Origin of the sequence: Brachybacterium sp. P6-10-X1 (assembly GCF_001969445.1) — a bacterium.
Lineage (GTDB): Bacteria > Actinomycetota > Actinomycetes > Actinomycetales > Dermabacteraceae > Brachybacterium.
Map to the genome: position 1 here is coordinate 3,581,933 of NZ_CP017297.1, position 19,709 is coordinate 3,601,641.

A 19,709-nucleotide genomic window follows, 5' to 3' on the forward strand; every position below is an offset into this window, starting at 1 on the left:
CTATTCACCCACGAGTGTGGCGCGGGTCACGAGTCGGGTCAAGGGTCGGGCCCGGACGAGCCGTCAGAGCACGTCGGCCGAGATCGCCTCCGGTGGGTCAGCCCCGTCGAGAGGCGCGGCGGGCGAGCAGGATCGCGCCGCCGCCGAGGGCGAGCAGGCCCGCCGCGGCGGCGGCGAGGATTCCGCCGGTGAAACCGGTCTGCGCGAGGGGGCCGGTCTCGGCATCGGCGGTCGGGGGCTCGGCGGTCGTGGCACCTGCCCCCGCCTGCGTGATGCCGTCGGAGTCCTCGACAGGAGCGGCGGCCGAGTCGCCCTCGGCCGGGGCTTCGTCCGCGACGTCGGTGTCCGCGCTCTGGAAGGGATCGGGCGTCCCGTCCGGTACGACCGTGCTGTCCTGGTCATCGACGCCCGCGTCATCGACCGGGGTCGCCCCGTCGGCATCCTCCTCGGCCGGCGTGCCACTCTGATCGGTGCCCTCGGTGCCCTCGGTGCCCTCGGTGCCCTCGGTGCCCTCGGTGCCCTCGGTGCCCGGGGTCTCGGTTGATGGGGCGAGCACGAGCGATCCGTCGACGGCCAGCAGATCGGCCTCGGAGCCCTCGGGCAGTCCATCGATCTCGACCGTGTCGAAGCTGCCGGTGATGGAGGAGGCCTCGAGGAGCGTGAGCCCGCCGGCGAGATCCGCATCCTCGGGAACGACCAGGCGCAGGGTGCCGGCCAGCGTGGCGGAGCCCTCGACCTGCAGCGCGGCCTCTGGTGCGGCGATCAGCGAGAGAGACCCGTCGCTTCCCTGGGAGAAGTCACCGGCGAGCTGAGCGGGCTCCTCGACGGCGAGGGTGCCGTCGTCGACGGCCACGTCGCCCGTGCCCAGAGCGGTCGAGCTCGCGGCACGCAGCATCCCTCCTGCCAGCACGACGCCCCCGGTGAAGGAGTTGTCCCCGGACAGGGTCAGCACCCCTGAGCCGTCCTTGGTCAGCGAGCCGGCCCCGTCGATGTCGTTCTTCCAGTCGTCCTCTGCGGAGTAGCCGCCGGCTGCCGCCTCCATGGTCACGGCGACGTTCGTGTCGAAGGCGCCGTAGCCGCCCTGGGCGGCGAACAGGTTCAGCCGTCCCCATCCCTCGGCGTCGTCGAGCACGGGATACCCGGAGTCGAGCCCGGTCGAGTGCAGCACCCACCGGCGCTGTCCGTCATCGAGGTAGGGGAAGCGCGTCTCGAGGAGCGTCTCGGCGCCCTTGGGCACGCGCATCGCCTCCTCGGTGCTCCCGGACGGCTCGAACCCGAAGGTCAAGAAGTCGGTGTAGGCGGCGAGGTCGGCGTCGTAGTCGTCGTCCTCGTCGACGACTCCCGCGTCCTGCTGGTCGTCCATCCAGGCGCTGCCCTGCGCCGCGGCGTCCTCCGTGACCTCTGAGAGAGCAGGGTCGTGGAGCGCCCCGGCGGTGATGGCCGTGCTCAACAGGCGCCCGCCCATCACGTCGAGCGGGGAGTGCATTCCCAGCTGGATGCGGCTGGTGCCGATCTCGCTCGAGGTCAGCAGCAGATCGTCGTACTCCTCGGGGAAGGAATAGGCCAGGCCGAGCGTGGCCATGCCGCCGGCGCTGGTGTGCCCGGACGGGAATCCGGCGTCGTCGGCCGCCTCCTCCACGGGCTTCTGCAGCGGCTCCGCGAAGGTGGGCACGTCGACCCCGTCGGACCAGCGGAAGGGCCGCGGGTACTGGTAGTACGCCTTGGCGTTGTTCGAGGTCGCCGAGTGATCGCGGATGGCGTCGACCAGGCGGACGGTGGCACCGAGCTCGCCGTCCGCATCCGCCCAGACCCCGTGGGCGTTGCCCTCGTCGCTGAACTTCTGCGTGGACGCCTCGGCAGGGACCTCATCGGGGATCGTCGTCCCCACGCCGACGCTCTCACGGTACGCCTCGGCGTACGGACCCAGGCCCTCGGTGGCCGTGTAGTTCTGGTGCCGACGATCGATGATGTACGCCCGTTCCTGCTCGGCATCGCTCGCCCCCTGGGAGATGGCGATCGACTGCTCGATGTTGGAGCCCGCGACGGCGGCATCGACGATCGTGCCGTTGTCCCACTCGGACCCCGGAATCCAGATCTCCTCCATCTCGCTCAGCACTCCGACGGCCGCGTTCTCGGAGGGGTCGAGGTTCTCGCTCGTGTTCGTGTCCCACTGCTCGACGAAGTATCCGTACGGGGCTGCATGAGGAGCGATCGCGGAATCGTCGAGGAGCCCGCTCGTACCTGGATCGGCCAGCGCCGGCGAAGCGATGCCGAAGGCGGGGGCGGAGATCATCGCCGTGCAGGCGAACAGGGCGAGAGGGCGCGGCGAGCCGTTCATGGGGCGCCTTTCTAGGCGGGGTGGAGCGCTGGTGAAGGACGCAGACACCGTAGAGAGCCGCCATGAACCGGGTGTGAACGGGGCGCGGCCGGCACGCGATATCCGGTCGCCCAGGTGCGCGGTGGCGCGGACGCCACCACGGTCACGCTGAGGTCAGCAGGGCACCGACACCTCGGGATGTGACGGAGCGATCTCCTCGGTCCGGGCCTGCTGCCGACGGTGCACCAGGAACGACCAGGACGCGATCCCGAGGCCCAGCACGGCGAGCACGACGCCGGTCCAGGCGGGCGCGAGCAGGCCCCAGCCCGCGGCGAGCACGGCCGCGCCGAGGGCGGCGCCCAGGGAGTTGCCGATGTTCAGCGCGGAGTGGTGCAGGGCGGCGGCCAGCGACGGCGCGTCGGGGGAGGCGTCCAGCAGGAACAGCTGGAGCGAGGGGCCCATCTGCTGGGAGGTCACGGCGATCGCGAACAGCAGGATCATCCCGGCGACGGCGTTCTGGGCGACGAGCGCGAACACGGCCAGGCTGAGCGCCATGCCCACCATCCCGAGGAAGATGGTGCCGTACAGGCTGCGGTCGGCCAGGCGCCCGGCGACGATGTTGCCGACCGTCATGCCGACGCCGAACACGAGCAGCGCCAGCGGCACGGCCCGCTCGCCCAGGCCCATCACACCCGGCACGATCTCGCCGATGTAGCTGTACACGGCGAACATGCCGCCGAAGCCGATGGCGCCGATGCCGAGCGCGAACCACACCTGGACGCGGGCCAGGGCCCGCAGCTCCCCGCGGATCGAGCCGGTCGCGCCGGCTCCCGCGGTGTTCGGGGGCTCGGGCACCAGACGCCAGATCGCGATGGTGGAGACCGCGGCGACCAGCACGACGATCAGGTAGGCGGTGCGCCAGCCCATCGCCTGGCCGAGCGCGGTGGAGGCGGGGACGCCGATCATCGTGGCGATGGTCAGGCCCAGCATCACCAGCGATACGGAGCGGGCGCGTCGGCCCGCGGGGGAGAGGTTGGCGGCGACCAGCGAGGCGACACCGAAGTAGGCGCCGTGGGGCAGCCCGGCGACGAAGCGGGCGGTGGCCAGCACGGAGAAGTCCGGGGCCATCGCCGAGAGCAGGTTCCCCAGCCCGATCAGGGCGATCAGCAGCACCAGCAGCCGGGCGCGCGGAATCCGCACGGCGGCGATCGTCACCAGCGGCGCACCGATCACGACGCCGAGGGCGTACAGGGTGATCAGCAAGCCGGCCTGCGGGACGGACACCTCGAGGTCGTCCGCGATCTGTGGCAGCAGCCCCATGCTGGCGAACTCGGTGGTGCCGATCGCGAAGGCGCCCAGCGACATGGCCAGGATGACCAGCCGCAGGCGGCCGGCGGACAACGGTGCGTGCGGCGTCGCGGGGTGCGGCGTCATGGATCCTCCAGCGCGGCTCGGGCAGGGACATCGCTGCCGACGCTGGAAGCGGTGAGGGATGGCTCGATCCTATCGGCCGGGGCGGGCGAGGGGCCAGGGAGGGTGAGGGATCTCCGGGCCTCCCGTGATCGTGGCCCCTCGCTCGCTATCGAAGACCCCTCGCTGCCGCTGTCGTCCTCACCGGAACGCCTTCACGGGCAGGATCAGCACCGCGCCCGCCAGGGTGAGCACCGAGCCGAGCAGGAACAGGGCCGTGAAGTTGTCGCCGCCCCCGCTCAGCAGCGGCACGGCGAGGGCGATCGGGGCGATCGCCGGCACGAGCGTCTGGGGGAGGGTGTTGCCGATGTTGGAGACGCCGAAGTCGCGGGCGGCGGTGCTCGGGTCCGTGACCACCTCGGCGACGACCGCCAGCTCGACCGAGACGTACAGGCCCTGGCCCACGCCGGCGATCGCGACCCCGACGATGAACATTGAGAAGGAGCCGGAGAAGGCGACGATCCCGAGTCCCGCGGCGAGGAACCCGGCGGCGATCGCGACGACCTTCTTGCGGCTGCCGATCCGGTCGGAGAGCCAGCCGCCGAAGCCGCTGAACACCACCGCCGTCACCTGCAGGGCCGAGGTCGCGATGAAGGTCAGACCCGCCACCACGGAGACCTCGAACCCGAGCCCGTCGGTCAGGAAGAGCACCTGGTAGGTGGTGCCGGTCGCGTAGCCCCAGTTCATGAACAGCCGGCTGAACCAGGCCCAGCCGAAGTCGTGGTGTCGCAGCGGATTGACCCAGAAGCTGCGCAGGAACTCCCCGATCCGGTACGCCGGCAGCGGATGAGCCCGCGGAAGCCGGCGGTCATCCAGGGTGAGGCCGAAGCAGAGGATCGTCACGAGACCGATGGCTGCGGGCACCAGGAACATGGCCACGATGCTCTGGTCCACCCGGGAGGCGACGAAGGTGCCGGTGACGATGCCGAGCGGGCCGCACAGGCCCAGCAGCCCGGATACACGGCCGCGCTGGGCGGAGGGCACCTGGTCCGGCAGGACCGCTGTGAGAGCACCGAGCACGGCGTTGAAGGAGCCCTGGGTGATCGCCCAGCCCAGCACCAGCAGCGGCACGGACGGGGCGAGCGCCACGAGGGCGAGCCCGACGCATCCGACCAGCGCCCCGCCGATGATCCACGGCCGCCGCATCCCCCACCGGGAGCGGGTGCGGTCGCTGAGCTTGCCGAACAGCGGGTTGCAGACGATCGCCAGGGCCGAGCCGACCCCGAGCACGAGCGAGAGCAGCTCGGCGGCGCCGTCGGGGGCGACCTGCTTGGTCCGCACGCCCAGCGTGAGCGAGGTCGGCGTCAGCAGCGCCACCCACATCCCGAAGTAGGCCAGGGCGTAGCGGGCCATGAACCCGCGGCCGACGGGGGCCGTCGGCTCGGACAGGGCGGCGTCGCTGCTGTCGATCTCGTGCTTCTCCGGAGCGAGCGCGGCGTCCTGCGGGCTCATCGATCGGCTCCCGCCGGAGTCGTGACAGGGCGAGGTGCCGGGGTCGTGGGCGAGTGCTGCGTCATTGCGGTCATGCGTACCTCCCGGTGCGGGACAGCGTCGTCGGTGCGGGGGCCCGACAACGCGCACCAGGTGCCTGAAGCACCCGTCGAGCCGTGGGCCGACGGCGAGCATAACCGAAAACATGCTGGCGGAGGTTTTGTGTCGATCAGTAGGATCCCGTCATGGCCCCACGCAGCGAGACCTCGGACGACGACGCCCCGATCGGGCGGCGCGGCTCCTACTCCAAGGGCGTCGCCCGACGGCAGGAGATCCTCGACCGCGCCGTCGAGGTGTTCCGCGAGCGCGGCCCGGAAGGGACCTCGCTGCGCCGCGTCGCCGAGGAGATCGGCGTCTCCCACGGCGCGCTCCTGCACTACTTCAGCTCCCGGGAGCAGCTGCTGCTGGCGCTCTACGAGCACACCGAGAAGCACCGCAACGAGCTGCGCGAGAGCGAGGAACACGGTCGCCGGGGAGCTGTGGAGAATCTGGTCGACGCCGCGAGCGTCAACGTCCATCTGCCCGGCTACGTCCAGCTCTACTCGACGCTCGTCGCCGGTTCGCTCGAGGAGGAGCGGACGGAGACCCGCGACTACTTCGTCCGACGGTTCGAGCGCGTGCGGGAGCAGACCGCCGAGCGGCTGCGCCGCCAGCAGGAGGCGGGGGAGGTGCGCCCCGGTCTCGACGCGGACAAGCTCGCTGCGCTGCTGGTCGCGGCCTCCGACGGCCTGCAGACTCAGTGGCTGCTGGAGGAGACGGTGGACCTGGAGGGGAGCCTGGAGCTGTTCGAGGAGCTGCTGCGGCCGTAGGGGCGGCAGTCAGCGCAGCGGATCCAGCACGCCGTCCAGCAGCTCCGGCGTCGTGTCGTCCACGATCTGCAGCAGGCGGGAGGAGTCCAGTGCGGAGGAGAGCGCGGCGGCGTCGGTCCCGGTGAGCACGGCCCCGGCCAGGTAGACGACGACCAGGCCGATCACGAGCCCGAGCGCTCCCCCGAGCAGACGGTCGATGATCCCCAGGTGCAAGCGGTCGGCCCCGCGGCGCACCAGGTGCCCGATCCAGCCGCCTATGCCGCTGCCGATCAGCAGCAGTGCCAGGAGCGAACCGAGCACGGCGAGAGTGCGCCAGGGCGGGTCGACCGCGTCGGAGACCAGCGGCAGCGCCCACACGGCCGCGACCGCTCCCGCGGCGAGACCCAGCAGCGACCCCAGGGTCGCTGCGAACCCCGACCGCAGGCCGGAGGCCGTGGTGCCCACCAGGATCAGCACGATCACCACGTCGACGATCCAGCCCATGATCCACCTCCCGGGAGTGTTCGGGTCGTTCGGCCGTCATTCTGCCAGGGGTGCCTGAGTGGCCGGTGTGCCCCCGGGGTGCTGCTCACCGCCGGCGAGGGGTCGGCGCCGCGCCCGCCCGCGCAAGACCGTTCCCCGGCACCGCCCTCACCTCAGCCTGTGTAATCCCCCTCGCGCGCGTTGAGCGCCGTGTAGTGGGCGAGCTTGTCCTCGTCGACCTCGACCCCGAGGCCCACGCCGTCGGGCACGCGGAGGCGGCCGCCCTCGAAGGGCAGGGGCTCGATGATGTCGTCGTCGTGCAGGTAGTACATGGAGTCGATCGCGCTGGAGAGCACGGGGGTACTGGCCACGATCGCGAGGTGGGCAGCGGTGGCGATGCCGAGCTCGCCGCCGCTGTGCAGGTTCATGCCCAGCCCGAAGGCGTCGCAGTGGGCGGCGAGGTGCTTGGTGGTCGCGATCCCGCCCCACTTGTAGACGTCCCCGTGGATGACCTGCACGGCGTTCAGCCGCACGGCGGGGGCGAGGTCCTCCCAGCGCACCACGCACATGTTGGTGCACAGCGGGATCCGTACGGCCTCGGCGACGCGCGCCATCTGCTCCAGCCCCTGGCAGGGGTCCTCGAGGTACTCGAGCCCCAGCGGCTCCAGGGCGTGCCCGGCGCGGATCGACTCGGGCACGCTCCAGGCGGCGTTGGGGTCCACCCGCAGCTCCACCTCGGGCAGTCGCTCGCGCAGGGCCTGCATGATCGCGACGTCGGCCCGGGCGTCGGTGCTTCCCTTGAGCTTCACGGCGGTGAAGCCGTGCTCGGCCACGATCTGCTCGGTGGCGTCGGCGAGGGAGCCGGGGTAGTCGCGCTCGTCGCCGTCGGAGCGGGTGATCAGCGCGGTCAACGGGATCTGCTCGCGCACCCGCCCGCCGAGCAGGTCCACCACGCCCATCCCGGCGGCCTTGCCCAGGAGGTCCCAGCACGCCACGTCGATCGCGGCGAGGGCGGCGTACCCGAGGTAGCCGTGGAAGAAGGGCAGCATGCGGTGTCGGGCGTGGAAGGACTCCAGGGCGCGGGGGTCGGTGCCGATCACGTCCTCGGCCAGCTGGCGCACCAGGCGTGCCACGGGCGCGCCCCACATCGTCTCGCCCCAGCCGACCAGGCCGTCGTCGGTCCGTATCCGCACGATGGTGCGGGTCTCTCCCTGTTTGGTCTCGAACGACGAGGTGAACCCCTTGCGCATCGGCAGGTTCACCACGCTGACCTCGAGGTCGACGATCTTCATGCGGTCTCTCCTTCGTCGGGGGCGCCTGCTGTGCGCTCGGGAGGCACGGCGCCCGAGGGGGTGGCTGCTGTGTCCTCGGCGGTGCCTGCTGTTCCTTCGCGAGAACCCGCCTCCGGAGGCAGGGCGGTGGCGAGCAGCGCGTCGAGGCAGGCCCCCAGCGCGGCCGCCGCCTCGGTGAGCGTGGCCTCGCCGCGGGCGGGGTCTCCGTCGCCGGGAGGGTCGGTCACCCCGCCGGTGCGCGGCCACTCGCCGTGGCGCTCGAGGTGGAGGCCCGGCACCAACTCCTGGTCGAACAGCGGCAGCTCGCTCGGGCCGTGCCCCTCCGGACCGACCAGGCCGGGGTGGGCCGCGCTCATCAGATCGGTCTCGAAGCGCCCCGCATGGCCCGGGCCGCCGGAGGTGTTCGTGACCAGCTGCCAATAGCTGCAGCAGGCGGCGAGGATCGGATGCTCGAGCGCGGCGAGCTTCACGGCCTGGCTCATCATCTCGATGTTCCCGCCGTGGCCGTTGACCACGAGGATCCGGCGGAATCCCGCGGCGACCAGGGAGTCCAGCAGTGCGGAGAGCACGTCGAGCACAGTCCTCGGCGGAAGGCTGAGGGCGACGGCGAACTGGTGGTGCCCGCTGAAGCCATAGGGCAGCGTGGGGCACAGCACCGCATCCTCGCGCTCGCCGAGGGCGCGCTCGACCACGGCCTCCACGAGCAGGGAGTCGGTGCCCAGCGGCAGGTGCTCGCCGTGCTGCTCGAGGGAGCCGATCGGCAGCACGGCGACGCTGCGGGGGGCGAGCTCGGCGAGGTCCTGTCGTCGCAGCGAGGTCAGTGAAGGCATGGGGTGCTCCTGTGTCGTGGTCGTCTCCCGGCGGGGCTACTGTGTGCGCATGTCCGGTCGTGTCCTGTCGTTCGAGCCGCCCGCCTCACGGAACGGCTCGTTCCTCGCCCTGGAACTGCTGCCGGGACGGGTGCAGGGGGCGCTGATCGATGCCGCCGGCCGGTTCCGGGCGCGGCGGGAGGCGAGATTCGACCCGTCGGCCCCGCGCTCGGAGATCCTGGCCGAGGTGGACCGGGTCGCGACGGGGCTGGCGCGCAGCAGCCGGTTGGGCGGGTGCGTGATCTCCGCCGGCGGCGTGCTGGACACCGCGCACGGCACGATGGTGCAGGTCGTGGACATGCCGAGCCTCGAGGGCTGCGCGATCGCGGAGCATCTGCACGCGGTGGTGGGGGCGCCGACGCTGCTGGAGCACCGGGCGCGGCTGCAGGTCCAGGGCGACCACTACTTCGGGGCCGGCCAGGGAGAGGAGACGTTCGCGTCCGTCGCCACCGGCAGCACCCTCGGGGTGGGGATCCTCTACCAGGGCATGATCCTCGCGCCCGATGGTGGCCGCAGCGGGGCGCACATGACCGTGGCCTCCGGTCAGATCGCCTGCAGCTGCGGAAAGCGGGGCTGCTGGCGCACGATCGCGACCAGCGCCTGGCTGCGGGAGCAGGGCCGGGCCCTCGAGATCCCCGTCCATGACCTCGTCGGCTGGGAGGCCCGCGCCGCGTCCGATCCGCGGGCGGCCGCCGTGGTCGCCGAGTACGCGCGGAACATCGCCGTGGGGCTCGCGAACATCCAGCAGCTGTGCATGCCCGGCCTGTTCATCCTGCACGGGGAGGCGGCGCAGGCCTCGGACGGCTTCCGGGCCACGATCCTGGAGACCCTGCAGGATCTCTCGCGCACGGGCGGGGAGACCGAGCCCCGCCTGGTGACGACCTCCCTCGGCGAGGACGACTCCACGCTGCTGGGCGGAGTGGCCCTGCTGCTGCATCGCGGGCTGACCTCGATCGGCTGAGAGGCGCGGGACCGAGCACCTCCTCGTCGGGCTCATGCGATCGGCTGAGAGGCGCGGGACCGGGCGCCGTCTCGTCGAGCTCATGCGCCGGCCCCGGCGTCGGCGAACGCGGGGTTCGCGCGGCGCGGATCGGGGTGCGCGATCGAGTCCAGCAGGCGCCGGGTCACGGCCGACGACGGCGCCGACAGCACCTCGCGGCAGGGGCCGATCTCCTCGATCCGGCCGTCCGCCATCACGGCGACCCGGTCGGCGATCCCCGAGACCACGGCGAGGTCGTGGCTGACGAACAGGTAGGCGACCCCCGTGCGCTCCTGCAGCTCGCGCAGCAGGTCCAGGATCGTCGCCTGCACCGAGACGTCCAGGGCGCTGGTGGGCTCGTCGAGCACCAGCAGCTGCGGTTCCAGGGCGAGGGCGCGGGCGATCGCGATGCGCTGGCGCTGGCCGCCCGAGCACTCGTGGGGGAAGCGTCGGGCCAGAGCGGGGTCGAGATCGACCGACTCCAGCAGGCGCGAGACCTCGGCCCGGATGCCCGCGACCCCGAGCTCACCGCGGCGGTGGGTGATCAGGCCCTCCGCGATGACGTCCCGGATCCGCATGCGCGGGTTCATGCTCGCGTACGGGTCCTGGAAGACCATCTGCACCGTGCGGGCCTGCTGCGCCGAGGCCCGTCGTCGGCCGGTCCTCAGATCCTCCCCGAGGGTGAGCACCTGGCCTTCGGTGGGTTCGGTGAGGCCCACGACGATCCGGGCGAGGGTGGTCTTGCCGGAGCCGGACTCGCCGACCAGCGCGAGGGTCTCGCCGGCGTGGATGTCGAGGTCGATGCCGGTGAGGACCGTGTTCTCCCGGCGGCGTCGTCGGAAGGTCTTGCCGACCTCGCGGACCGTGATCAGCGGGGCGTCGTGATCGTGGGGGCTCATGCGGTCGCTCCGATCTCCAGGCGCGGGGTGGCGGCGAGGAGGCTGCGGGTGTACTCGTGCCGGGGCCGTTCGAACATCTGCAGCGCGTGCCCCTGCTCGACCAGCACCCCGTCGCGGAGGACGGCCACGCGGTCGGCGACCGAGGCGACCACCCCGAGATCGTGGGTGATCAGCAGGATTCCCATGCCGGTCTCGGCCTGCAGGGTGCGCATGAGGTCGAGGATCTCCGCCTGGGTGGTGACGTCCAGGGCTGTGGTGGGTTCGTCGGCGATCAGCAGTCGCGGCCGGCTCATCAGGGCCATGGCGATCATGACCCGCTGGCGCAGACCGCCGGAGAGCTGGTGCGGGTACTGGGCCGAGCGCTGCTCGGGCTGCGGCACCCGGGCCTGTTCGAGCGCTTCGAGCATCCGGCGTCGCCGCTCGGGGCGGTCGCCGCTGCGGTGGATGCTCATCACCTCCATCAGCTGGCTGCCCACGGTGCGCAAGGGGTTCAGGGTGGCCATCGGGTCCTGGAACACCATGGAGATGTCGCGTCCGCGCACGGCCCGCAGCTGCTTCGGGGGAAGCCCCAGCAGATCGGTGCCCTCGAAGCGGATCTCGCCGCGCGGGTAGATCGCCGGCGGCTCGGGGTTCAGCCGCAGCACCGACAGGGCGGTGCTCGACTTCCCGGAGCCCGATTCGCCGACGATCGCCAGGGTGCGGCCGGCCTCGAGGGTGAGGTCGATGCCGCGCACGGCGGCCACCTCGGAGCGACGGGAGGAGAAGGAGATGTGCAGGTCGGAGATCTCGAGCAGGGGAGCAGTGGTCATGAGGTGTACGTCCTGGGGTCGAAACGGTCGCGCACGGCATCCCCGGCGATGTTGATCGACAGCACGGTCAGCAGAAGCGCCGTGCCCGGGAACACGGCGAGCCACCAGGCGGTGCCCATGTACAGCTGGCCGTCGGAGAGCATCGAGCCCCAGGTGGCGATCGTGGCGGGGATGCCGAGGCCGAGGAAGCTCAGCGCCGCCTCGGCGAGGATCACGGTGCCCACCTGGAGAGTGAGGATCGTGGCGAGGGGGCCGGTGACGTTCGGCAGCATGTGCCGGGCCATGATGCGGTGCGCGGGCACGCCCATCACCTGGGCGGCCTCGACGAACTCGCGAGTGCGCAGGGACAGCACCTCCGAGCGCAGCACCCGGGCGTAGGAGACCCAGCCGGTGATGCCGAGCACCACGATCACGGTGGCGAGGCTCGGGCCCACGAAGCCGATCACGGCGAGGGCGAGCAGCAGGGTGGGGAAGGCGAGCTGCACGTCGGTGAGGCGCATGAGCAGGCGGTCGGTCCAGCCACCCGTGTACCCGGCCATGATCCCGATCGCCGAGCCGATCACACCGGAGAGCAGCGCGGCGGTCACCCCCACGAGCACAGAGACCCGGCTGCCGATGACCAACCGGGCCAGCACGTCCCGTCCCAGCTGGTCGGTGCCGAGCACGTGCCCGTCGGTGCCGGGTGGGGAGAGGCGCTGCAGCAGGTTCTGCTCCCCGGGGTCGTCCACGAGCAGCGGGCCGATGAGCGCGAGCAGCACCACCAGGGCGAGGAAGGCGCTCGAGGCGAGCAGGGGCACATCGAGGTGTCGGCGCCGGCCGGCCGACGGGCCGGATCCGTCGGCCGGTCCCGGCTCGGCGCCGGACTCGGCGTGGGCGGGGGAGAGGTCGGGAAGGGCGGTGGCGTTCATGCCTCGGTCCTCACTCGGGGGTCGATGATCGCGTAGGAGAGGTCCACCAGCAGGTTCACCACGATGAATGTGGCCGCGAAGAGCACGACGGTTCCCTGGACCAGGGGGAAGTCGCGGAAGCTGATGGCGTCGATCGTGAGCCGGCCGATGCCGGGCCAGTTGAAGATCTGCTCGGTGAGGATCGCTCCGCCCAGCAGCGCCCCGAGCTCGAGGCCGAGCACGGTGATCACGGGCATCGAGGCGTTGCGCAGGGAGTGGGCCAGCAGCACGCGGACCTCCCCGGCGCCCTTGGCACGGGCGGTGCGCACGTGGTCCTGTCCCATCACCTCGATGAGGGAGGAGCGCAGCAGGCGGGCGACGACGGCGACGGAGAAGATCGCCAGCGTCGTGGCGGGCAGGACGAGGTGGGCGAGGGTGCCGTAGCCCGCCGCGGGCAGCACCCTCAGCTGGACCCCGAACAGGAGGACCAGCAGGATGCCCACCCAGAACGCCGGGGTGGACTGGCCCACCAGCACCAGGCTCATCACCGTGCGGTCCACGCCGGTGCCGCGACGCATCGCGGCGATCGAGCCGGCGAGGAAGGAGACCACCACGGTGATCAGCAGGGCCGTCGCCGCCAGCAGGGCGGTCGCGGGGATGCGCTCGGCGATCAGGGAGGTGACCGGTTCGCGGTACAGCAGCGAGTCGCCGAGGTCCAGGCGCACCAGCCCGCCGAGGAAATCCAGGTACTGCACGATCAGGGGTCGGTCCAGCCCCAGCGTGGCCTGCATCTGGGCGACCTGTTCGGGGTTCGCGTTCTCCGGGAGCAGCTGGGCGACGGGGTCGCCGGAGGCTCGCGAGAGGACGAACACGACGGTGACGGCGGCCCACAGGACCCCGAGGGAGGAGAGCAGGCGGGTGAGGGCGGCGCGGAGCAGGTGCCGACGGGCGGACGGGGTGGATGGCGTCGGACTCGTCGTCGGGCTGGTCGTCGGACTCGTCGTCGAGGTCGACGTCTCCCCCGACGTCTCTGCCGACGGGGCGGACGACGGCGTGGACGACGGGGGCGGAGCGGGTGCGCTGTTCATCGGGCGGTCTCCATCGCGAGCGTGCCGTTGACGTTGGGTTCCCAGGTGATCTCGCCGTTGGTCGCGAAGTCGAGGTCGGCCTGGTAGAGGAACAGGAACGGAGCCTCGTCGCGCAGCCATTGCTGCATCTCCTGGAGGGCCTCGAGCCGGGTATCGGGGTCGATGGTCTGCTCGATCGTGTCCATCAGCGCGTCGGCGTGGTCCGAGCGGATGCGGCTGCGCCGACGGTCGGAGCGGATGTAGGACTGCAGCGTCGCCCCGCCGTCGAGGGTCCATCCCGTCGAGCCCGTGAGGTACATCGACCCCAGCGAGGAGGGGTCGTCGGACTCGAGACGCTCGGCGAAAGTGCCCGGTTCGAGCAGCTCGAGGTCGAGCGTCACCCCGACGTCGCCGAGCATCCCGGCGAGGGCTTCGCAGACCAGCTGCTCCTTGTTCGAGGAGGTGAAGCGCAGCTCGATGCCGTCCGCGTATCCGGCCTCGGCGAGCAGCCGCCGGGCGAGATCCGGATCGCGCTCGGGCGGCGGGATGTCGGGCACGTAGCCGAAAGCTTCCCGGGGCACGATGGTCGCCGCCTCACGGCCCGAGTCGTTGAGCACCGCCTCGATGAGCAGCGGCACGTCCACGGCGTGGTTCAGGGCTCGGCGCACGCGCTCGTCGCGGAGGATCTCGTGCTCGGTGTCGAGCACGACGAAGTACATGCGGATCCCGGGGTACTTCTCCAGGGCGACGTCCTTGTAGCCCTCGAGCTGGAGGGCGGCCTCGGGGTCGAGGGCGGAGACCATGTCCACGGCATCGCTCTGGATGCCGGCGAGCGCCGAGGCGGGATTGGGCATGGCGGTGAAGTGGAGCTCGTCGAAGGCGGGACGGCCGTTCCAGTGCTCGGCGTTCGCCTCCAGGCGCAGCAGCTGGGCCTTGCGCCAGGAGACGAAGCGGAACGGGCCCGTGCCCACGGGCTGGGCGGCGAATTGCTCGGCCCCCACGTCCTCGAGGTAGCCGGGCGGGAGCATGACCCCGCCGAACAGGGAGACCTTCTCGGGGATCACGGGGTCCGGAACGGCCATGACGATGTCCACGGTGTGCTCATCGACGATCTCGGCGTGGTCGACGGCGCGCAGCTCGATGATGGTCGACTCGGTCGCGGGGTCGATGAGCCGCTCGATCGAGAACTTCACGCTCGCGGCGTCGAAGGGCTCCCCGTTGTGGAAGGTGACGCCTTCACGGAGGTGGAACCGCCAGCGGTGCTCGTCGACGGCTTCCCACGACGTCGCCAGGCGCGGGACGAGCTCGTTGTCCGTATCGCGCATCGTGAGGGTGTCGAAGATGTTGATGAGCACGTTCATGCCGTCCAATCCGCTCTCGAGATGCGGATCGAGACCGGTGGGTTCGCTCTTCTGGGCGATCCGCAGGGCGCGGGCATCCCCGGCCGCGGGCTCGCTCCCACAGCCGGTGGTGAGGGCGACAGCGCCGAGCGCGGAACCGCAGGCTCCCAGACGCAGCGCGTCACGGCGGGTGGGACGGGGCAGAGATGTCATGCGGGGTGCTCGCTCTCATCGTCGATGATGAATGCTGCTGAACGGAATGTACGTTCTGGTCAATGGAACGATGGTGGCTTACGCTAGTGGGCATGGGAGACGACGTCAACACCTCCGCACGCAGCGTCGCGGACAAGGTCATGGCCCTGGTGCACGCTCTCGGCACCGCCGAGGAACCTCTGCGCCTGGGGGCGTTGGCCGAGGTCAGCGGCACGAGCAAGGCCACCGCGCGGCGGCTGCTGCTGGACCTGTGCACGCAGGGCTATGCGCACTCGCCCGGGCGCGGCCTGTACCTGCCCGGCCCACGCCTGCAGGGCCTGGCCGCCGCGGTGGTGCGCCACGACCCGCTCGGCGGAGTGATCTCGGAGTCCCTCGGCGCTCTCGCCCGGGCGACCGGCCACGTGGCGGCGCGCATCGGGGCCATGGACGGCCGGGCCGTGGTGCTCGGTCTCGAGAACCCGCAGCGCCTGCCGATCGCGCTGCGGGTGGGGGACGAGCTGCCGGAGCATCCGCTGTGGGCCGATCCGCTGCCGGCCGACGACGCCGGCCCCGACCGGGTCGGCGCCCGCCCGGTCGACACCGGGGCCGGGCCCAGCGCCGGGGTCGGCTCGGCGACGGAGCCCCTCACGGAGTATCCGACGGCGTCGACCTGGATGCTCGCCGCCCCCGCGAGCGCCGACCGCACCACCTTCCTGGTGCTGGTGGGGCTCGCCTTCATGCGCCCGCAGGACGACACCGCCGCGCAGCTGCTCGCCGGGCACGCCCGCGCCCTCGGAGGATCCACGGAGGGTCTGCGCGATGTCGGCTGACGCGATGCCGGCCGAGGTGATCGAGCGCGAGGTGCAGGATCTGCTGGATCGGGCGCGGGGCGACGGCCAGTTCAGCGCCGCCGCCTGGGCCATGGGCTCGAGCGCCGGCATGCATCGCCGCGGCGAGGTGGGCACCTTCGCCCGTGACGACCAGCGGCCGATCGGTCCCGATGCCCAGTTCGACCTGGCCTCGGTCACCAAACCGATCGTGGGCCTCGCCCTGCTGCGGCTGGTCGATCGCGGCGCGCTGGACCTCGGTGCGACGGTGGGGGAGGTGCTCGAGGACTGGCCCCAGGGTCCGATGGCGCGTGCCGATCTGCGCTCCCTGCTCACCCACACCTCGGGTGCCCCGGGGCCCACCCCGCTGTGGCGGGCGCACGAGGGCCGCGCCGAGCTGCTGCAGGCGCTCGCTGAGCTGGAGTTCACCGCTCCCGGCAGCTGGCGCTACTCCTCGATGGGATTCATCGTTCTCGGACTCGTCGCGGAGCGCGTCGCCGGGATGTCCTTGGATCAGCTCGTGGCCCGGGAGATCACGGAGCCGCTCGGTATGGCGAGCACTGGCTACGGCCCGGTGCCCGCGGACCGCGCCGTCGCGACCGAGGACTGCCCCTGGCGCGGACATGTGGTGCGTGGCGAGGTGCACGACGAGAACGCCGTGGTGCTCGGCGGCATCGCCGGGCACGCCGGCCTGTTCGGCACGGCCGACGATCTGGGCCTCCTCGGCACGGCGCTGCTGCGCGGCGAGCTGTTCGGCCCGGGCACGGATCGTGCGATGCAGGGCGCCGACGACGGCCGTCCGCTCGGCTGGTGGCCGCGAGAGCAGTGCAGCTACCTCGGGGACGATTTCGGCCCGCAGGCGTTCGGGCACACCGGGTTCACCGGCACCAGCCTGGTGATCGATCCCGCCGCGGATCGCTGGTTCGTGCTGCTGGCCAACCGCGTGCACCCCTCCCGGGAGCTGCGCGGCTTCGACCTCGTGCGCACGGCGTTCCACGAGACAGTCGGCGGCACCTCGCCCTGATCCGGGCCGTCGCGCTCGGCGCGGGCACCGGTTCAGCGGGAGCAGAGATCCCGGTACTGTGCTGAGGAGCCGGTCGCAGCAGCCCGGCCTCCGCGCCGACCTCTCCGCGCGGGGATCTTCGACATGTTGGGACGTCCCGTGGAACAGATCACCGTCGCCGGCCACTCCGGGCCCATCCCCACCTCGCCCGTTGCGGTGCGTTTGCTGAACGAGCGGCTCGGGACGGCTCGCGAGAAGCGCGGCGACGAGGCGGCCGAGAATCTCGAGCAGCTGGTCGGCGAGCGGATCGGCACGCTTCTCGAGGGCGGCATGCCCAGCATCGACTTCGCGACCATGCGCTCCATCGTCGACTTCGTGGAGACCCCCGAGGAGGAGGACACAGCCTCCGGCCTCGGGCGCACGGTGCGGGGGATCCGGGAGAAGCTCGCGCAGCGGGGCGGGCCCGTCGGGGGCTGAACGCTCGCGCCGAGAAGGTCCTGCGTGGGCCCGTCTCCGTGCAGCCACAACGGGGCTCCGTCCACGCACCCGAACCAGCACGCACCCGACCCAGAAGGCTGCGTCCGCGCACGCATCCGCCCATGGCTCCGTGCTGCGCCGGCACCGCTCAGCTGCGCTGCACGATCTCGGCGGGACGGCCCTCATCCTGGTACTGGCTCTCCGGGTCTCGGCTCGGCCTGGCTCCGCGCTCGGTCGAGGAGCAGGATTGCCGCATGAGCAATTCCACGAGCACCCTCGACCACCCGACCACAGTTCTGATCACCGGCGCCAACAAGGGCCTGGGCTACGAGACGGCTCGACGCCTCGGAGCGCTGGGCTGGCGCGTCTTCCTCGGCGCCCGGGACGAGACCCGCGGGCAGACCGCCGCCGATGCCCTCTCCGCCGACGGCGCGGACGTGATCTTCGTGCCCCTGGACGTCGTCTCCGACGAGTCGGTCACCGCCGCCCTGGAGACCGTCGCCGAGCGCACCGACCGGCTCGACGTCCTCATCAACAACGCCGGGATCACGGGGGAGCAGGTCGGTCCGATGGACGAGCTGATCACCCCGGAGCAGACCCTGCCGAAGCATCTCCTCCCCGTCCTCGACGTCAACGTGCTGGGACCACTCCGCGTCACCCGTGCGAGCCTGCCGCTGCTGCGTGCGGCGGATGACCCGCGCGTGGTCATGGTCTCCAGCGGCGCCGGGTCCCTGACGCATATGACGGACTCGTCGCGCCCCGAGGCGCAGCGGGCCCACCTTATGTATCCCACGTCCAAGACGGCGCTGAACATGCTGACCGTGCAGTACGCGAACGGGATCCCGGACGTCCGGTTCAACCTGGCCGACCCCGGCTTCACCGAGACGGACCTGAACCACCAGCAGGGCACCCAGACGGTCACCGAAGGCACCGACGCCATTGTCGAGCTGGCCACCACCTCGCCCGGACCGACCCGGCAGTTCCGCGACCGTCACGGCGTGGTCCCGTGGTGAGGGCGGCCAGGACGAGCGATCCGGAGGAGCACGACATGTTCGCAGTGCATGACAGCAGCGATTCCGTCGTGCCGACCTACTCGCGCGCCGAACGCGATCGACGCTGGGACCTGCTGCGCTCCTTCATGCACCGCGCGGGGCTCGACGCGATTCTCGTGTTCGGCGAGCACGAGGACGCCGGGCCGGCCCCCTTCGCCTACGACGCATGGATCACCAACGACAGGCCGGGGACGACCGTGATCGTTCCCCGCGACGGCGACCCGATCTCGCTGCTGCCCATGGAGATGTTCTCCAAGGACCACCTCGAATCCTCCCGCCGGGGCGAGAGCCTCTGGATCGCGCCGGAGAACCTGCGGACGCCCCGCGACTCCCGCGTCGTCATCGCCACGCTCCGCGAGCTGGGGCTGGCGCGGGCCGCGATCGGCGTCATCGGCCTGGAGCCCTATCCGCCCTGGCATCCCGAGGGGATCATGCCCTTCGGGCTGTGGAGCGCCGTGCTGGCCGAGCTGCCGGATGCGGAGTTCACGCCGGTCGGGATGGCGATCTCGCGGCTGATCATGCCGCTGGGGGCTGAGGAGATCGCCGTCGTGCGCCGCTCGGCAGCAGTCGGCGATGCGATGGCGCGAGCCATGGTCGAGACGGCCGCTCCCGGGGTCTCGGAGGCCGAGGTGTACGCGGCCGGGATGGCTGCGGGCCATGCCCGCGGCACCACGCCCGCGGCGATGCACTTCTGGAGCGGGCCCGCCCCGCTCGCCTCCGGCCTGCCGCCGTGGAGCTATCGTCCGCAGGCTCCCCGGGCGCTGGCCGGCGGCGACGTCATCTCCGCGGAGGTGTTCGCCGACGTCGCCGGCCGGCACACCCAGCACCAGGTCACGATCACGATCGGCGCCCCGCACGAGGATCTCCGTCGCGCCGAGGACGTAGCCCGTGCGGCGTACGACGCCGGCCTGGCCGCGCTGCGGCCGGGCCGCACCTTCGGCGACGTCGTCGACGATCTCCGGGCCCCGTACCGCAGTGCCGACGGCTGGGAGTTCGGGCCCGCCCTCCACACGCTGAACCCGATGATCGCCGCCAGCGGCTTCCCGGTCGAGGCCAGTCGGCGCAGGGCCGGGGCCGGGGCCTATCCGCCGGAGACCGACCGACCGACGATGGCCGCCGACATGGTGCTCGAGCCCGGGATGACCTTCGCCCTGGAACCGAACTACGCCTACGGCCGGCACTTGGCTTATATCGGTGGCACCGTGGTCATCACGGACGACGAGCCGCTCGCGCTGAATCCGTACACCGCCCGGATCCTCCGTGCCGCGGGCGGGTGACGAGCCGGCCCAGACGGCGTGGCGGAATAGGATCACGCGGGGCGGCGGCCGTCTGCTCCCGCCTCAGTCCTGCGGTCGGCGGATGATCTCCCCGTCGTCGGCGTCTGTGGCGTAGAAGAGGACGAAACCGCGGTGGGTCTCGGGGAGGTAGCGGGCTCGAAGATGTAGGCCCAGGTCGCGACGCCGCCTT

General features: G+C 71.8%; 18 protein-coding genes. 7 read left to right on the plus strand and 11 right to left on the minus strand.

Translation table 11 applies throughout. From position 1 onward, the window contains the following. Positions 1-97: 97 nt before the first annotated feature. The 3 genes from BH708_RS16040 to BH708_RS16050 all read right to left on the minus strand — a co-directional run bounded on the left by BH708_RS16040 (position 98) and on the right by BH708_RS16050 (position 5,239). Positions 98-2,338, minus strand: a complete 2,241-nt coding sequence (locus BH708_RS16040) for a phosphatase PAP2 family protein (protein WP_076810026.1) — start codon at positions 2,336-2,338, stop codon at positions 98-100. Positions 2,339-2,491: 153 nt separating this feature from the next. After that, positions 2,492-3,751 carry an MFS transporter gene (locus BH708_RS16045; RefSeq protein ID WP_076810027.1) on the minus strand — a complete coding sequence of 420 codons (1,260 nt, stop codon included), beginning with the start codon at positions 3,749-3,751 and terminating at the stop codon, positions 2,492-2,494. Between the two features lie 177 nt (positions 3,752-3,928). After that, positions 3,929-5,239: an MFS transporter gene (locus BH708_RS16050; RefSeq protein WP_076810028.1), complete on the minus strand. Its 1,311-nt coding sequence runs from the start codon at positions 5,237-5,239 to the stop codon at positions 3,929-3,931. A gap of 224 nt (positions 5,240-5,463) precedes the next feature. Here BH708_RS16050 and BH708_RS16055 point away from each other — a divergent pair, with 224 nt between their 5' ends. Beyond that, positions 5,464-6,087, plus strand: coding sequence for a TetR/AcrR family transcriptional regulator (locus BH708_RS16055; protein ID WP_076810029.1), 624 nt, complete (start codon positions 5,464-5,466; stop codon positions 6,085-6,087). A gap of 9 nt (positions 6,088-6,096) precedes the next feature. On the opposite strand, the gene BH708_RS16060 is transcribed toward BH708_RS16055, so the two are convergent. From BH708_RS16060 to BH708_RS16070, 3 genes are all read right to left on the minus strand, one after another. Further along, entirely contained in the window at positions 6,097-6,570 is a 474-nt protein-coding gene (locus tag BH708_RS16060) for a CvpA family protein (RefSeq protein WP_076810030.1), read from the minus strand. Between the two features lie 152 nt (positions 6,571-6,722). Further along, positions 6,723-7,841 (minus strand): mandelate racemase/muconate lactonizing enzyme family protein, encoded by a 1,119-nt coding sequence (locus tag BH708_RS16065; protein ID WP_076810031.1) that lies wholly within the window; start codon positions 7,839-7,841, stop codon positions 6,723-6,725. Beyond that, the gene (locus BH708_RS16070) at positions 7,838-8,671 is read right to left on the minus strand and encodes a creatininase family protein (RefSeq protein ID WP_076810032.1); all 834 of its coding nucleotides are present in this window, start codon (positions 8,669-8,671) and stop codon (positions 7,838-7,840) included. The genes BH708_RS16065 and BH708_RS16070 overlap by 4 nt, the downstream gene beginning before the upstream one ends. Positions 8,672-8,720: 49 nt before the next feature. Here BH708_RS16070 and BH708_RS16075 point away from each other — a divergent pair, with 49 nt between their 5' ends. Next, a complete protein-coding gene (locus BH708_RS16075) occupies positions 8,721-9,671 on the plus strand; it encodes an ROK family protein (RefSeq protein WP_076810033.1) in 951 nt (316 codons plus the stop codon). An 80-nt stretch (positions 9,672-9,751) separates the two neighbouring features. Here BH708_RS16075 and BH708_RS20440 read toward each other — a convergent pair whose 3' ends face one another. From BH708_RS20440 to BH708_RS16100, 5 genes are read right to left on the minus strand one after another with little or no spacing between them, the layout of a single operon-like run. Then, entirely contained in the window at positions 9,752-10,588 is an 837-nt protein-coding gene (locus BH708_RS20440; protein WP_076810034.1) for an ABC transporter ATP-binding protein, read from the minus strand. Continuing rightward, positions 10,585-11,397, minus strand: coding sequence for an ABC transporter ATP-binding protein (locus BH708_RS20445; RefSeq protein WP_076810035.1), 813 nt, complete (start codon positions 11,395-11,397; stop codon positions 10,585-10,587). The genes BH708_RS20440 and BH708_RS20445 overlap by 4 nt, the downstream gene beginning before the upstream one ends. After that, positions 11,394-12,305 carry an ABC transporter permease gene (locus BH708_RS16090; protein ID WP_076810036.1) on the minus strand — a complete coding sequence of 304 codons (912 nt, stop codon included), beginning with the start codon at positions 12,303-12,305 and terminating at the stop codon, positions 11,394-11,396. Before BH708_RS16090 ends, BH708_RS20445 begins: the two co-directional genes overlap by 4 nt. Further along, the gene (locus BH708_RS16095) at positions 12,302-13,372 is read right to left on the minus strand and encodes an ABC transporter permease (protein ID WP_083713691.1); all 1,071 of its coding nucleotides are present in this window, start codon (positions 13,370-13,372) and stop codon (positions 12,302-12,304) included. The genes BH708_RS16090 and BH708_RS16095 overlap by 4 nt, the downstream gene beginning before the upstream one ends. After that, positions 13,369-14,904: an ABC transporter substrate-binding protein gene (locus tag BH708_RS16100; protein ID WP_076810037.1), complete on the minus strand. Its 1,536-nt coding sequence runs from the start codon at positions 14,902-14,904 to the stop codon at positions 13,369-13,371. The genes BH708_RS16095 and BH708_RS16100 overlap by 4 nt, the downstream gene beginning before the upstream one ends. A 92-nt stretch (positions 14,905-14,996) precedes the next feature. Between BH708_RS16100 and BH708_RS16105 the strand changes: the two genes are divergently transcribed. From BH708_RS16105 to BH708_RS16125, 5 genes are all read left to right on the plus strand, one after another. Beyond that, complete coding sequence (locus tag BH708_RS16105; protein ID WP_076810038.1) at positions 14,997-15,713, plus strand: helix-turn-helix domain-containing protein; 717 nt, start codon at positions 14,997-14,999, stop codon at positions 15,711-15,713. Next, positions 15,703-16,734 carry a serine hydrolase gene (locus BH708_RS16110; RefSeq protein ID WP_216639482.1) on the plus strand — a complete coding sequence of 344 codons (1,032 nt, stop codon included), beginning with the start codon at positions 15,703-15,705 and terminating at the stop codon, positions 16,732-16,734. Before BH708_RS16105 ends, BH708_RS16110 begins: the two co-directional genes overlap by 11 nt. 138 nt (positions 16,735-16,872) lie before the next feature. Then, on the plus strand, positions 16,873-17,190 hold the full coding sequence (locus BH708_RS16115) for a hypothetical protein (RefSeq protein WP_076811460.1): 318 nt from the start codon (positions 16,873-16,875) through the stop codon (positions 17,188-17,190). Positions 17,191-17,444: 254 nt separating this feature from the next. Continuing rightward, positions 17,445-18,203 carry an SDR family NAD(P)-dependent oxidoreductase gene (locus BH708_RS16120; protein WP_076810039.1) on the plus strand — a complete coding sequence of 253 codons (759 nt, stop codon included), beginning with the start codon at positions 17,445-17,447 and terminating at the stop codon, positions 18,201-18,203. A 35-nt stretch (positions 18,204-18,238) separates the two neighbouring features. Further along, a complete protein-coding gene (locus BH708_RS16125) occupies positions 18,239-19,519 on the plus strand; it encodes a M24 family metallopeptidase (protein WP_076810040.1) in 1,281 nt (426 codons plus the stop codon). Positions 19,520-19,709 lie beyond the last annotated feature (190 nt).

Coding starts and splice junctions, on each gene's coding strand:
- BH708_RS16105 (WP_076810038.1), top strand. CDS start 14,997: ATGGGAGACGACGTCAACACCTCCGCACGCAGCGTCGCGGACAAGGTC.
- BH708_RS16125 (WP_076810040.1), top strand. CDS start 18,239: ATGTTCGCAGTGCATGACAGCAGCGATTCCGTCGTGCCGACCTACTCG.
- BH708_RS16070 (WP_076810032.1), bottom strand. CDS start 8,671: ATGCCTTCACTGACCTCGCTGCGACGACAGGACCTCGCCGAGCTCGCC.
- BH708_RS16100 (WP_076810037.1), bottom strand. CDS start 14,904: ATGACATCTCTGCCCCGTCCCACCCGCCGTGACGCGCTGCGTCTGGGA.
- BH708_RS16095 (WP_083713691.1), bottom strand. CDS start 13,372: ATGAACAGCGCACCCGCTCCGCCCCCGTCGTCCACGCCGTCGTCCGCC.
- BH708_RS16040 (WP_076810026.1), bottom strand. CDS start 2,338: ATGAACGGCTCGCCGCGCCCTCTCGCCCTGTTCGCCTGCACGGCGATG.
- BH708_RS16050 (WP_076810028.1), bottom strand. CDS start 5,239: ATGAGCCCGCAGGACGCCGCGCTCGCTCCGGAGAAGCACGAGATCGAC.
- BH708_RS16090 (WP_076810036.1), bottom strand. CDS start 12,305: ATGAACGCCACCGCCCTTCCCGACCTCTCCCCCGCCCACGCCGAGTCC.
- BH708_RS16065 (WP_076810031.1), bottom strand. CDS start 7,841: ATGAAGATCGTCGACCTCGAGGTCAGCGTGGTGAACCTGCCGATGCGC.
- BH708_RS16060 (WP_076810030.1), bottom strand. CDS start 6,570: ATGGGCTGGATCGTCGACGTGGTGATCGTGCTGATCCTGGTGGGCACC.
- BH708_RS20445 (WP_076810035.1), bottom strand. CDS start 11,397: ATGACCACTGCTCCCCTGCTCGAGATCTCCGACCTGCACATCTCCTTC.
- BH708_RS16055 (WP_076810029.1), top strand. CDS start 5,464: ATGGCCCCACGCAGCGAGACCTCGGACGACGACGCCCCGATCGGGCGG.
- BH708_RS16075 (WP_076810033.1), top strand. CDS start 8,721: ATGTCCGGTCGTGTCCTGTCGTTCGAGCCGCCCGCCTCACGGAACGGC.
- BH708_RS16110 (WP_216639482.1), top strand. CDS start 15,703: ATGTCGGCTGACGCGATGCCGGCCGAGGTGATCGAGCGCGAGGTGCAG.
- BH708_RS16120 (WP_076810039.1), top strand. CDS start 17,445: ATGAGCAATTCCACGAGCACCCTCGACCACCCGACCACAGTTCTGATC.
- BH708_RS20440 (WP_076810034.1), bottom strand. CDS start 10,588: ATGAGCCCCCACGATCACGACGCCCCGCTGATCACGGTCCGCGAGGTC.
- BH708_RS16045 (WP_076810027.1), bottom strand. CDS start 3,751: ATGACGCCGCACCCCGCGACGCCGCACGCACCGTTGTCCGCCGGCCGC.